12 protein-coding genes and 1 pseudogene are annotated in these 12,522 nt (G+C 70.5%); 9 read left to right on the top strand and 4 right to left on the bottom strand.

Annotation, left to right across the window (positions count from 1 at the left end; translation table 11 throughout):
- Positions 1-84 precede the first annotated feature (84 nt).
- The 4 genes from RMT89_RS04155 to RMT89_RS04140 all read left to right on the top strand — a co-directional run bounded on the left by RMT89_RS04155 (position 85) and on the right by RMT89_RS04140 (position 3,979).
- Positions 85-1,329: an AAA family ATPase gene (locus RMT89_RS04155; RefSeq protein ID WP_399497551.1), complete on the top strand. Its 1,245-nt coding sequence runs from the start codon at positions 85-87 to the stop codon at positions 1,327-1,329.
- Positions 1,326-1,652 carry a nucleotide pyrophosphohydrolase gene (locus tag RMT89_RS04150; protein WP_315882521.1) on the top strand — a complete coding sequence of 109 codons (327 nt, stop codon included), beginning with the start codon at positions 1,326-1,328 and terminating at the stop codon, positions 1,650-1,652. Before RMT89_RS04155 ends, RMT89_RS04150 begins: the two co-directional genes overlap by 4 nt.
- Positions 1,653-1,807: 155 nt before the next feature.
- The gene (locus RMT89_RS04145; RefSeq protein WP_315882534.1) at positions 1,808-2,290 is read left to right on the top strand and encodes a DUF6099 family protein; all 483 of its coding nucleotides are present in this window, start codon (positions 1,808-1,810) and stop codon (positions 2,288-2,290) included.
- 129 nt (positions 2,291-2,419) lie between these two features.
- Positions 2,420-3,979 carry a recombinase family protein gene (locus RMT89_RS04140; RefSeq protein WP_315882520.1) on the top strand — a complete coding sequence of 520 codons (1,560 nt, stop codon included), beginning with the start codon at positions 2,420-2,422 and terminating at the stop codon, positions 3,977-3,979.
- 456 nt (positions 3,980-4,435) lie between these two features.
- On the opposite strand, the gene RMT89_RS04135 is transcribed toward RMT89_RS04140, so the two are convergent.
- Both RMT89_RS04135 and RMT89_RS04130 read right to left on the bottom strand, forming a co-directional pair.
- Positions 4,436-4,654: a hypothetical protein gene (locus tag RMT89_RS04135; RefSeq protein WP_315882519.1), complete on the bottom strand. Its 219-nt coding sequence runs from the start codon at positions 4,652-4,654 to the stop codon at positions 4,436-4,438.
- Entirely contained in the window at positions 4,651-4,851 is a 201-nt protein-coding gene (locus RMT89_RS04130) for a hypothetical protein (protein ID WP_315882518.1), read from the bottom strand. The genes RMT89_RS04135 and RMT89_RS04130 overlap by 4 nt, the downstream gene beginning before the upstream one ends.
- 171 nt (positions 4,852-5,022) lie before the next feature.
- Between RMT89_RS04130 and RMT89_RS04125 the strand changes: the two are divergent.
- A pseudogene (locus RMT89_RS04125) lies at positions 5,023-5,771 on the top strand (DUF6879 family protein).
- Positions 5,772-5,795: 24 nt separating this feature from the next.
- Positions 5,796-6,647: a helix-turn-helix transcriptional regulator gene (locus tag RMT89_RS04120; protein WP_315882517.1), complete on the top strand. Its 852-nt coding sequence runs from the start codon at positions 5,796-5,798 to the stop codon at positions 6,645-6,647.
- Positions 6,648-6,694: 47 nt separating this feature from the next.
- On the opposite strand, the gene RMT89_RS45845 is transcribed toward RMT89_RS04120, so the two are convergent.
- Both RMT89_RS45845 and RMT89_RS04110 read right to left on the bottom strand, forming a co-directional pair.
- On the bottom strand, positions 6,695-7,123 hold the full coding sequence (locus tag RMT89_RS45845; RefSeq protein ID WP_399497548.1) for a DUF6941 family protein: 429 nt from the start codon (positions 7,121-7,123) through the stop codon (positions 6,695-6,697).
- Entirely contained in the window at positions 7,123-7,380 is a 258-nt protein-coding gene (locus RMT89_RS04110) for a hypothetical protein (protein WP_315882515.1), read from the bottom strand. The genes RMT89_RS45845 and RMT89_RS04110 overlap by 1 nt, the downstream gene beginning before the upstream one ends.
- A 73-nt stretch (positions 7,381-7,453) precedes the next feature.
- Here RMT89_RS04110 and RMT89_RS04105 point away from each other — a divergent pair, with 73 nt between their 5' ends.
- The 3 genes from RMT89_RS04105 (at position 7,454) to RMT89_RS04095 (ending at position 12,515) form a co-directional block, all read left to right on the top strand.
- Entirely contained in the window at positions 7,454-8,377 is a 924-nt protein-coding gene (locus RMT89_RS04105) for an LLM class F420-dependent oxidoreductase (protein ID WP_315882514.1), read from the top strand.
- A gap of 143 nt (positions 8,378-8,520) precedes the next feature.
- Positions 8,521-9,981, top strand: a complete 1,461-nt coding sequence (locus RMT89_RS04100) for a 3' terminal RNA ribose 2'-O-methyltransferase Hen1 (protein WP_315882513.1) — start codon at positions 8,521-8,523, stop codon at positions 9,979-9,981.
- Complete coding sequence (locus RMT89_RS04095) at positions 9,978-12,515, top strand: polynucleotide kinase-phosphatase (RefSeq protein WP_315882512.1); 2,538 nt, start codon at positions 9,978-9,980, stop codon at positions 12,513-12,515. The genes RMT89_RS04100 and RMT89_RS04095 overlap by 4 nt, the downstream gene beginning before the upstream one ends.
- The last annotated feature ends 7 nt before the right edge of the window (positions 12,516-12,522 follow it).

Genomic DNA, 12,522 nt, shown 5'->3' with positions numbered 1-12,522 from the left:
TCTGCGTCTGCCCTGGTGGCGGAGTCGTCCGCGCCGCCGGGGTCTCGGGTTCCCGGGTCCGCCGTGCGGCCGGAGTCTTCGTGCGTGCCGGGGTCTTCTGCGTCTGCCCTGGTGGCGGAGTCGTCCGCGCCGCCGGGGTCTCGGGTTCCCGGGTCCGCCGTGCGGCCGGAGTCCTCGCACGCGGTCGGCCCCTCTACCCCCGGCGGGCCCGGGCACCCCGGGCGGCCCCGCATCACGGAGTTGCGGCTCTCCGCCTTCGCCGGGCATCGGCGGGTCGGCCTGTCGCTCGGGGCGTTTACGCTGCTTGCCGGGCCCAGCGGGTCCGGGAAGACGAGTGCGCTGCGGGCGTACGAAGCGCTGGCTCGGCTCGGTGGGGGTGCCGAGCTGGCGGAGGTGTTCCCGGATCCGGTCGCCTGTGTTCCCGAGGGGGCCCGGCCCGACGCCCAGCGACGACGGGGCTTCCGCATCGGCTGCACAGCCGACGGTCCCGAGGGGCCGGTCCGGCTCGATGTCGCCGTACAGGCCGAGCCCGAACTGCGCATCGTGGGCGAGCGTCTGACCGCGGACGGGGTCACCCTGCTGGAGACCGCCCTGCGCGATCCCGGCCGGCGTTCCGTCCAGGCCGCCTGGCACACCGCCGGATCCGCGCCCGTCACCCGTGCCCCGCTCCCCGACGACCTCCTCGGCACCGCGCTGCTGCCCCTGCGCGTGGCCGGCAAGACGGACGGACAGCGCCGGGTCCTCGCCGCCGCCGAGCAGATGGTCGTCGCCCTGCGCTCGGTCTTCCCCTGCGATCCGCACCCGGACTGGATGCGCGCCCCCGTCCCGACCGGCTCGGGACGACTCCTCGGCGGCTGCGACAACCTCGCCGACGTCCTGTGGCGCACCCGGGTCGAATGCGCCCGCCGCCATCAGCAACTGATCGCCGCGGCACGCGCCGGATGCTCCGGCCCCGTCACCGACGTCCTGGCCGAACAACTCGGCGACGGCACCGTCCGGGGCGTGCTGGACCGGGGCGACGGCACCCGCACGGACTTCGGCCGCCTCGGCGACGGCGAGCTGCGCTATCTCGCGCTCGCTCTGGTCCTGCTCACCGGCCCCGGCGTGCTGGAACTCGACGCCCCCGGCGAGGTACCCCCCGCCATGCAGACGCTCACCGTCCTGACGGACGGCCTCGAACGCGCCCTGGACCCACGACAGCGCACCGAACTGCTGCGGCTCGCGGCCCGCATGTGCGAGCGCGGCCACATCCGCCTCGTCGGCACGGTCAGCGACGCGACCTGGGCCGACGGAACGCCCGGAGTCACGGTGGTACACCTGAACCCGTGACAGAACCCCTCGACGTGGCAAAGCTCCAGCGCAGGCTGGCCGAGTTCGCCGCCGCCCGCAACTGGCAGCCGTACCACACCCCCAAGAACCTCGTCGCCGCGCTCAGCGTGGAGGCCTCCGAACTGGTCGAGATCTTCCAGTGGTTGACGCCCGAGGAGTCGGCCCGCGTGATGTCCGACCCCGACACCGCGCACCGCGTCACGGACGAGGTCGCCGACGTACTGGCCTATCTGCTGCAACTGTGCGAGGTACTCGGCATCGACCCCCTCGCCGCACTGGACGCGAAGATCGACCGGAACGAACGCCGATTCCCGGCATCATAACTCTCCGTATCTATTCAGCCGTCCGAAACCGATTTGTTGTCCGCAGATTTCCGTCTTCCTCTGGCTTTTCGTCTCAGGCGCCCTCACTCTGGGTAGTGAACAAGGGAGTTCGGGTGGACGCGCACGGGTGCGTCGGGAGCGGACGGGGGCAGCGCATGGACGCGGTGCGGCTCATCGTGACGAGCAGGCGTGCCCTCGCGGGAAGCGACCGTGCGCCGGAGATCATGACCGAGGTGTGGCAGGCGCAGGCGCTGGCCCAGGCGATAGGCAGTCGGCTCGCGGTCTTCGGCCCACCCGAACTGCGCGGCGAGGCACTGGGGTTGACCGAACTCGCGGGCCGGGGCTGCGGGGTGCTGGATACCCCCTTGCTCGACATCAAGGATCTGCGCGCGGCCCAGCTCAGCGAACTGGGCGACGCCCGGCAGGCGTTGATGTACCTGGGCGGACTGCTCGGCGAGGTGGGTATCGCCCTCGTCGGCCTGGCGAGCGCGGCGGACGACGAGGGCACGTACTGGCAGTGCATGGAGGCCATCGACGCGGCCGACGAGTCCCGCGACCGCGTCCTGGAGATGCTCCGCAGACTCGCGGACCGGGACAGAGACCAGCTCTTGCAGGAGGAGGAGAGAGAAGCGGGCTGACCCCCGACGCCTCAGTCGCCGTCCTCCACGACCCCCGCCGTTGCGCCCCGCCCCGACTCCCTGGCCGCCTGCATGTCCGCGTCCAGCGCGGACAGGTCCAATTTCATGATCAGAGCGTATTATTGAGCCATGGTCAGGAATGAGCGCACACCGCTCCGCGCAGTGATCTACACCCGCATCTCCCACGAGCCGACCGGCAAGGCCGAAGGAGTCACCCGGCAGGAGGAAGCCTGCCGCAAGCTCGCCGCCGACCTCGGCTGGTCCGTCGTAGCGGTCAAGGTCGACGACGACCGCACCGCCGTGGGCAAGAGCGGCCAGCGCGCCCGGCGCCCTGCCTACGCGGAACTGCTCGACATGCTGTCCGCCGGTGAGGCCGACGCCGTGCTTGTCTGGCACACGGACCGCCTATACCGGCAGGCCCGGGACCTCGAGCCGCTCATCGAAATCGTGGAACGCACGCACGTCCTGATCCGCCCGGTCAAGCAGGGCGAGCTGGAGCTGAGCACGGCGTCCGGCCGGATGGTCGCCCGTATCCTCGCCAGTGTGAGCACCCACGAGGTCGAGCACTCCATCGAGCGCATGAAGGCCAAAAAGGAGGCGAACCGTCAGGCGGGCGTCCACCACGGTGGTCCACGCACCTTCGGGTTCAAGGCAGTTGAGCCCACGGTCAAGGGCCAGGCGCCGCAGGTGCCGCAGGTCGACCCCCGTGAGGCGAAGCTGATCCGCGAGGCGGCCGACGCGGTGCTGGCGCGCGCCGCTGACCCGGAAACCGGCTCCACCCTGACGGGCATCTGCCGGGCGTGGAACGCTCGGGGGATCACCAGCCCGCGAGGCAAGCCGTGGGTCATCCAGACACTGCGTTCCGTGCTGCTCTCGCCCCGGATTGCCGGACGCGTCGCGCACAAGGGCGAGGACGTGGGCCCGGCGCAGTGGGATGCGATCATCGACCATGACACGTGGCTCGCGCTGCGCACTGTGCTGACCGACCCGGCCCGCAGCGCGCACCTCGCCAGTGCCGACGCCCGGGCGCCCAAGTACCTGGGCGCCGGGCTGTACCGGTGCGGCCGTCCGGGCTGCGGCGCCGTGGTGCGCCCCGGCGGGGCCAGGGCCGGGCAGCGACAGCAGTACAGGTGCACCGCCAGTGCGCACCTGATCCGGACCGCTGCACCGGTGGACGACTTCGTGGAGCGGACGGTCATCGCCCGCCTCGCCCGTCCGGACGCCCGAGCGGCATTCTCCGCCCCTGGGCTACCCGTGGCCGATGGCCCGGACCTGGATGCCCTGACCGCCCGTCACGCGACCCTGAACGCCCGGCTGAACGCCCTGGCTGCCGCGTTCGCGGACAGCGAGGACGCCGACCCGGTGGAGTACCGCGAGGCGGCCCGGCTCATCAAGGAGAAGATCGCAGCCGTCGAGACGCAGATCGCGGACGCGGTGTCGGCGGCGGCAGCGGCCAGCGAGCCAGGCCCGCTGGACGGCGTCGACCTGCCGGAACTGGTCCGACGGCACGAGACCGACCCCGATGACGCCCTTGAGTGGTGGCGCGCCACGTACCCGCTGGAGCGGCGGCGGAAGATCCTCGCCGTGCTGGCGGTGGTCACCCTGCGGCCTGGGCGTCGCGGTCGCCCGCTCGGCGTCCTTCCGGGGGGCGTCGACCCCGAGTCGGTACAGATCGACTGGACCCGCTGACCCCATACGCGCACGACGAAGCCCGACCGGGACACAACACCGGCCGGGCTTCGTGCTGTTGGGGACCGCTACCCCTGCATCTTCGCGACCCAGATGCGAGTCATGATCCGGAGTAGATCCGGGTCGATCAGCTCGCCGTCGTCCGCGTGATCGCGGTGCGCTCAGACGTCCCAGCCCGGCCCGGAGTTGCCCAGCTCATGCGCGACGATCACGCCGTCTTCCGGGTCGGTGATCAGACCATCGCAGGCGCGGCACACATGCACGCTCGCCGTGCTCATGAGGCACCTCCCCGGCGGTGGCAGGTGCAGCCGCACCGGCGTGCGAGCAGCAGGCCCCCGCCGTGGGGCAAGGGCACGTCCTTGGTCTGGCGGCACTCGCTGTGCAGATCCTCGTACCCGGGCTGCTTGGCCACAGTGCACTCAGCCGACAGCGTCTCGTCAGTCGTAGCGGGCGCGCTCATGGCGCCTCTCCCCGGCTCCGGGCGTTGGCCATCGCCACGCCCGCCGACAGCCTCTCCGCCGGCGTCGCGGGCCGCAGGGGACCGTGCGCGTCCCATTCCCGCCCACCACCGGGCGGCTTGAGCTGCCAGCACCCGACCCGGCCAACAACCTGGCCGACCCTGCGCGTCGCCTCGTCCCACATGAGGTCGCCGACCTGGGGCGTATACGCGTTCATGCGCACCCCCGCTGGATCACGTCGGCGAGCCGCAGCGCGACGTCAGCGCGTACCCGGCCCAGGGTGATCAGGTTCAGTGAGGGCGACGCCGCATCCGCCCCCAGGGACGGCAGGACGATCCCCGCCGCCGTCAGTGCTTCCCGTAGTGCCTCGACTGCTTCCACGGCGGCCGTGCCCGACTCCTGTGCTGTGACCATGAACTGAGCGTTGTAAAGAGGAAGTTGAGGCGGCTAGCGCCTATACCCGGTTATTCGCGGGTAGGAGCTGGCTATAGCCGTTTATGTTCACGGGGGCCCGGCGAACCCGTACCGTCCACTCCCGAGCACGGTGATCATGAGGGCATCAGTACCCGGCGAAAGGAACTGATCATGGTGCGACGGCTGCGCTTCAACGGCACGGGCAGCGGCGTGAACGGCTGCCCGGCCGTGCACGAAGACCTCGACACCGGCGAGGTGATCATTCACGGACCGACGCTCACCGACCCTGACGACATCGCCCGCCTGCGGCACCTCGGCGAAGGCGAGGTGCCCATCGTCGTCCCGCGCGAACTGCTCGTCGACTTCGGCCCCAAGGAGGTCACCCGCGTGCCGAACATCATCGGCCTGGATGAGTTCGACCGGCTGTTCACCCAGTTCAAGCACACGGCCTGGCGGCTGGAGGCCCGCCGCCGGTACGCCTCCGACGAGGTCACCGACACCTACGCGCAGTTCCTCCGGGGCGAGCCCGTCGACTGGGAGGGCAAGGACGCCGAGTGGTGCGCCGAGCGCCGCGAACAGACCGCCCTGGGCAAGCGGTTCGAGCGTGTGCGCATCGTCGACAACCCACCCACTCCCGGCCAGCGCTACCTGCTCGACAACGCCCGCCGCAACAGCTCCGTGAGGACATCCGGCAGCTCTGGCGTGCCGACGCCGACCGCCTCCAGCTCCCTGTAGAGGACTTCTGGCTGTTCGACTCCCGGCTGGTGGCCCGGCTCAACTTCGACGACGCCGACAACCTCGTGGACGTGGAGCTGATCACGGAGTCGGTAGAGGTCAACCGGTACGCACAGGTGCGTGACGCGGCCACGCACTATGCCGTGCCGTACGAGACCTTCGCGGCGAACCTGCCTGCGAAGTAGAGCAACACCCAAGGAGCGGAACCGGTGACCACCGACTACCAGCAGGCGCGTGAAGCGCTCGGGGTGCGGCTGCGTGAGCTGAGGCTCACCTCCCCCGCTGGCCGGCTCACCGGTTCCGCGCTCGCCCGGCGGCTCGGCTGGCCGCAGCCCAAGGTCAGCAAGCTGGAGAACGGCAAGCAGACCGCCACCCCTGACGACCTGCGCGCGTGGGCCGAGGGGACCGGCCAGCGGGACGCCTATGACGAACTCCTCGCGCGGCTGCGGGGGTTCGAGTCTCACATCCGCTCCTGGCGGCGGCAGCTGGCCTCGGGACACAAGGCGGTCCAGGACACGCACCTGGCCGCGCACGGTGACGCGTCCGTGTTCCGGGGCTGGGAGTCGTCCATCATCTTCGGGATTCTCCAGACCCCCGCTTACGCCCGGTCGATCTTCACTCGATACGCCGAACTCCAGCAGTCGCCCCGGGACACCGAGGCGGCCGTACGCTCCCGTATCCAGCGGCAGGAGGCGCTGTACGACCCCACCAAGCGCTTCCATCTCATCCTCTGGGAGGCCGCGCTCCGCGCGCTCATCTGTCCGCCGTCCGTCCTGGCCGCCCAGCTCGACCGGCTGTCCGGCGCTGTCGGCTTGGACACGGTCGAACTGGGGATCATCCCGTTCAGCGCCTCGCTCAAGATCCCGCCAGCCACAGCGTTTTGGGTGTACGACGATCGCCGCGTGATCGTCGAGACGTGGCACTCGGAGCTGTGGATCGAGGACGACGCCAGTGTGAGCACATACCGCCGGACCTGGAACACCCTGCGGGAGTCGGCCGCGTACGGGGCCGACGCACACAGGCTGATCAGTGCCGCACGGCAGGCCCTCAACCCACGCTGAACGACAAAAGCCCCGCCGCCCGGAGGCGACGGGGGACGATGCCTGCGTCAGGCATTGACGTTCTGCACGGTGAAGAAGGCGTTCGCTTGCTCATCCGCCAGGTCAAGGCGCCACTGATAGCGACCCTCCTGAAGGGGCAGCGACCCCACGTTGAGCGCAAACGCCGCGTCGATGGGCGTTCCGTGTGCGAGACCGGCTGGCCTACCAACCTCGATCTCTCCCACACTCTGGATCGGTTGCGGCCCCATCGGGGTGGGAACCGTCACCTGGTGCCCATCCGCGTCGACCAGCGTGAAGGTCATTCGGATCTTCTCGTTGGCTCGGTCCCAAGGAACCTTGATTATCGCTGCAAGCGCCATGGGCGCTGTCGGGGACGGAGTGCGTGACCAGCCAGCCCCGAGCATGTGAAGCTTGCCGGTCGGGTCGGCCTGGGCTGCATCGCACAAGATGAGCTGAACGTCAATCGGTGAGGGCATCAGAGTCCTGCGAGGTCCTTGTTTGTGTGACTGGTTTCGCTGGACAAGATCGGGCCCCAGGTCGTGGCTACATCGAGACGTTGAGTGACGCCTAGTACCGGTCGTGCAGTGACGTGCTTCTCCCCGGCCTCGAAGCGCTCCAGAATCTCCTCGGCGCGCTCGTCATCCTCGTAGAACTCGTCATTGTTCATACCGCCATCCTCCCTCATCGTCGTCCCCCCGGCGATTTCATCAATCGACGTGGTAGGCGCTTCCAAGGCCCGACCGTGGGGGAGTGGGGCCGGTGGGACCGATGGGGTTGACCACCACATGACCGTGCAGGATGGAGGTATGGATCTTCGCATCTTCACCGAGCCCCAGCAGGGGGCCACCTACGACACCTTGCTCACCGTGGCGAAGGCCACCGAGGACCTGGGATTTGATGCCTTTTTCCGGTCTGATCACTATGTGAGCATGGGCTCCGTGGACGGCCTCCCCGGTCCAACCGACGCCTGGATCACCCTCGCCGGACTCGCCCGCGAGACCAAGCGCATCCGCCTCGGCACCCTCATGACCGCGGGCACTTTCCGGCTGCCCGGCGTGCTCGCCATCCAGGTCGCGCAGGTCGACCAGATGTCCGGCGGCCGGATCGAACTCGGCCTGGGCGCGGGCTGGTTCGAGGAGGAGCACAGGGCGTACGGCATCCCCTTCCCGAAGGAGAAGTTCGGGCGACTGGAGGAGCAGCTCGCCATCGTCACCGGGCTGTGGGCGACGGACATCGGCAAGACCTTCGACTTCCACGGCACCTACTACGACCTCACCGACTCGCCCGCGCTGCCCAAGCCCGTGCAGCCGAAGATCCCGGTGCTCATCGGCGGCCACGGCGCCAGCCGCACCCCGCGGCTCGCGGGCCAGTACGCCGATGAGTTCAATATGCCCTTCGGCAGCATCGAGGACAGCGTGCGCCAGTTCGGCCGGGTCCGGGCCGCCGCCGAGGCGGCAGGCCGCGGCGCCGACGCGCTGACGTACTCCAACACCCTGGTCGTCTGCGTCGGCAAGGACGACGCGGAGGTCGCCCGCCGCGCCGCCGCCATCGGCCGCGAGGTGGACGAGCTCAAGACCAACGGGCTGGCCGGCTCCCCGGCCGAGGTCGTCGACAGGATCGGCCGCTACGCCGAGACCGGCTCCCGCCGGATCTACCTCCAGCTCCTCGACCTCTCCGACCTCGACCACCTGGAGCTCATCTCCTCCCAGGTGCAGTCGCAGTTGTCGTAGAACCGTAGGAATAAACAAAGGCGCCGGTCGCGCCCCCTGTGCGATGGTGTGAGCGTCGTCCTGAAGGCCCCCAGGATCACCCTCCTGGGGGCCTTCGCGCGTATGGCGGCACATCTGACCATCGAGCCTCAAAGGCCCTGCCCATGTTCCTGACGATCAGTACCACCGGCACCCCGGAACGCCCCGCCACCGACCTCGGCTACCTGCTGCACAAGCATCCCGACAAGGCGCAGGTGTTCTCCACGTCCTACGGCACGGCCCATGTCCTCTACCCCGAGGCGGACGCCGAGCGCTGCACGGCGGCGCTGTTGCTGGAGGTCGACGCGGTGGCACTGGTCCGGCGGGGCAAGGGCAAGGGGCGCGGCGGAGCCCCCGACGCGGCGCTCGCGCAGTACGTCAACGACCGCCCGTACGCCGCCTCGTCCCTGCTCGCGGTGGCGCTGAGCGCGGTGTTCTCCAGCGCGATGAAGGGCACCTGCACGGCCAAGCCGGACCTGCCGGGACAGGCCCGCCCGCTGCGCATCGAGGTCCCCGCGCTGCCCGCCCGCGGCGGCCCCGAGCTCGTACGGCGTCTCTTCGAGCCGCTCGGCTGGACGGCGACCGTCGAACCGGTGGCCCTCGACGAGCAGTTCCCTCAGTGGGGCGATTCGCGCTACGTCCGTCTCGTCCTCGTATCCGAGGCGCTCACCCTCGCCGAGGCGCTGCGTCATCTGTATGTCCTGCTGCCGGTCCTGGACGACGCCAAGCACTACTGGGTCGCCCCCGACGAGGTCGACAAGCTGCTGCGCGCCGGTGAGGGCTGGCTGCCGGACCACCCCGAGCAGAAGCTGATCACCAGCCGCTATCTGTCCCGCCGTTGGTCGCTGACCCGTCAGGCCATGGAGCGTCTTGAGCTGGTGCGGCTCGCCGAGGCCGACGACAGCGAGGTCGAGGACATCGACAACGCCGTCGAGGCCGAGGCCGAGGAGGAAGAGCGCCCCACACCGCTCGCCGTGCAGCGCCGGGACGCGATCCTCGCCGCGCTGCGGGAGTCCGGTGCCGCCCGGGTCCTCGATCTCGGCTGCGGTCAGGGCCAGTTGGTGCAGGCGCTGCTCAAGGACGTGCGCTTCACCGAGATCGTCGGCACCGACGTCTCGATGCGGGCGCTCACCATCGCCTCGCGCCGGCTCAAGCTGGACCGCATGGGCGAGCGGCAGGCGTCCCGGGTGAAGCTCTTCCAGGGCTCGCTCGCCTACACCGACAACCGGCTCAAGGGCTACGACGCCGCCGTGCTCAGCGAGGTCATCGAGCACCTCGACCTGCCGCGGCTGCCCGCCCTGGAGTACGCGGTGTTCGGCGCCGCCCGCCCGCGGACGGTCCTGGTGACCACCCCGAACGTCGAGTACAACGTCCGCTGGGAGTCCCTCCCGGCCGGGCACGTCCGGCACGGCGACCACCGCTTCGAGTGGACCCGCGAGGAGTTCCGGAGCTGGGCGGAGGCAGTGGCCGAACGGCACGGGTACGGCGTGGAGTTCGTCCCCGTCGGTCCCGACGACCCCGAGGTGGGGCCGCCCACCCAGATGGCTGTGTTCAAGCGTGACGACAAGGAGGCGAAGGCCGCATGACCGAGAACCAGGGGCGCACCCTGCCCGTCACCGACCTGTCCCTCGTGGTGCTCGTCGGTGCCTCCGGCTCCGGCAAGTCCACTTTCGCGCGCAGGCACTTCAAGCCCACCGAGGTGATCTCCTCCGACTTCTGCCGCGGTCTGGTCTCCGACGACGAGAACGACCAGAGCGCGACCCGGGACGCCTTCGACGTCCTGCACTACATCGCGGGCAAGCGCCTCGCGGCCGGCCGCCGTACGGTCGTCGACGCCACCAGCGTCCAGCAGGACTCCCGGCGTCAGCTCATCGAACTGGCGAAGCGGTACGACGTCCTGCCGATAGCCATCGTGCTGGACGTACCGGAGGAGGTGTGCGCCGCGCGCAACGCGACCCGCACCGACCGCGCCGACATGCCCCGCCGGGTGATCCAGCGGCACATCCGCGAACTGCGGCGTTCCATCAGGCACTTGGAGCGCGAGGGCTTCCGCAAGGTGCACATCCTGCGCGGAGTCGAGGAGGCCGAGTACGCGACTGTCGTCACCGAGAAGCGGTTCAACGACCTGACCCACCTCACCGGCCCCTTCGACATCATCGGCGACATCCACGGCTGCGCCGCCGAACTGGAGTCGCTGCTGGGCAAGTTGGGCTACGTGGACGGCGTCCACCCGGACGGCCGCACCGCCGTCTTCGTCGGCGACCTGGTCGACCGCGGCCCGGACAGCCCCGGCGTGCTGCGCCGGGTGATGTCGATGGTGAAGTCCGGCCGGGCGCTGTGCGTGCCGGGCAACCACGAGAACAAGTTCGGCCGCTACCTCAAGGGCCGCCAGGTCCAGCACACCCACGGCCTCGCCGAGACCATCGAGCAGATGGAGGGCCAGAGCGAGGAGTTCGCCCGCGAGGTACGGGAGTTCATCGACGGACTGGTCAGCCACTACGTCCTCGACGGCGGCCGGCTCGTCGTCTGCCACGCCGGTCTGCCGGAGAAGTACCACGGCCGCACCTCGGGTCGGGTCCGCTCGCACGCGCTGTACGGCGACACCACCGGGGAGACCGACGAGTTCGGCCTGCCGGTGCGCTACCCGTGGGCGGAGGACTACCGAGGCCGCGCGGCAGTGGTCTACGGCCATACTCCGGTCCCCGAGGCGACGTGGCTGAACAACACCATCTGCCTGGACACCGGCGCCGTCTTCGGCGGCAAGCTCACCGCGCTGCGCTGGCCGGAGCGGGAACTGGTCGACGTACCGGCCGGGCGGGTCTGGTACGAGCCGACGAAGCCGCTGCGGGCGGAGGCGCCCGGCGGCCAGGACGGGCGGCCGCTCGACCTGAACGATGTCCGGGGGCGCCGGGCCGTGGAGACGCGGCACGCGGGACGGGTCGCCGTCCGGGAGGAGAACGCGGCGGCGGCGCTTGAGGTCATGAGCCGTTTCGCGGTGGACCCGCGGCTGCTGCCGTACCTTCCGCCGACGATGGCACCGACGGCGACCTCGCAGGCCGACGGCTGTCTGGAACACCCGGAGGAGGCCTTCGCGCAGTACGCGGCGGACGGCGTCGCGCGGGTCGTGTGCGAGGAGAAACACATGGGGTCGCGTGCGGTGGCCCTGGTGTGCCGGGACGCGGAGGCGGCGCGCAAGCGGTTCGGGGTCGAAGGGCCGACGGGGTCGCTGTACACGCGCACCGGACGCCCCTTCTTCGACGACGAGTCGGTGACCGAGACGATCCTGGAGCGGGTCCGAGCCGCCGTGACCGAGGCCGGGCTGTGGGAGCAGCTCGACACGGACTGGCTGCTGGTGGACGCCGAGCTCATGCCGTGGTCGCTGAAGGCGTCCGGGCTGCTGCGCTCGCAGTACGCGGCCGTGGGCGCCGCATCCGGGGCGGTGTTCCCGGGGGCGCTGGCCGCGCTGGAGGGTGCCGCGGCGCGTGGCGTCGACGTCTTGGACCTGCTGGGACGGCAGCGTGAACGGGCCGCGGACGCCTCGGCGTTCACCGAGGCCTACCGACGCTACTGCTGGACCACCGAGGGCCTGGACGGCGTCCGCCTGGCGCCGTTCCAGATCCTGGCGGTCCAGGGCCGAAGCCTGGCGGGTCTCCCGCACGACGAGCAACTCGCCCTGCTGGACCGGCTGGTGGAACACGACGGCACCGGCCTGCTCCAGACGACCCGTCGCCTGTACGTCGACACCGCGGACCCGGAATCGGTGCGGGCGGGCGTCGACTGGTGGCTGGAGATGACCGGACGGGGCGGCGAGGGCATGGTCGTCAAGCCGGTCGGCGCGCTGGTGCGCAGCACGGAGGGCCGCCTGGTGCAGCCCGGCATCAAGTGCCGCGGCCGCGAGTACCTGCGGATCATCTACGGTCCCGAGTACACGCGCCCGGACAACCTCACCCGGCTGCGCCGGCGCTTCCTCAACCACAAGCGCTCGCTCGCGATCCGCGAGTACGCCCTCGGTCTGGAGGCGCTGGACCGGCTGGCCGAGGGCGAGCCGCTGTGGCGGGTGCACGAGGCGGTGTTCGGGGTGCTGGCCCTGGAGTCGGAGCCGGTCGACCCGCGGCTGTGACGCGGGG

Source organism: Streptomyces sp. P17 (genome assembly GCF_032436805.1).
Classification (GTDB): domain Bacteria; phylum Actinomycetota; class Actinomycetes; order Streptomycetales; family Streptomycetaceae; genus Streptomyces.
Note: the sequence above shows the minus strand (reverse complement) of the source record. Positions and strands in the feature narration are given on the sequence as shown.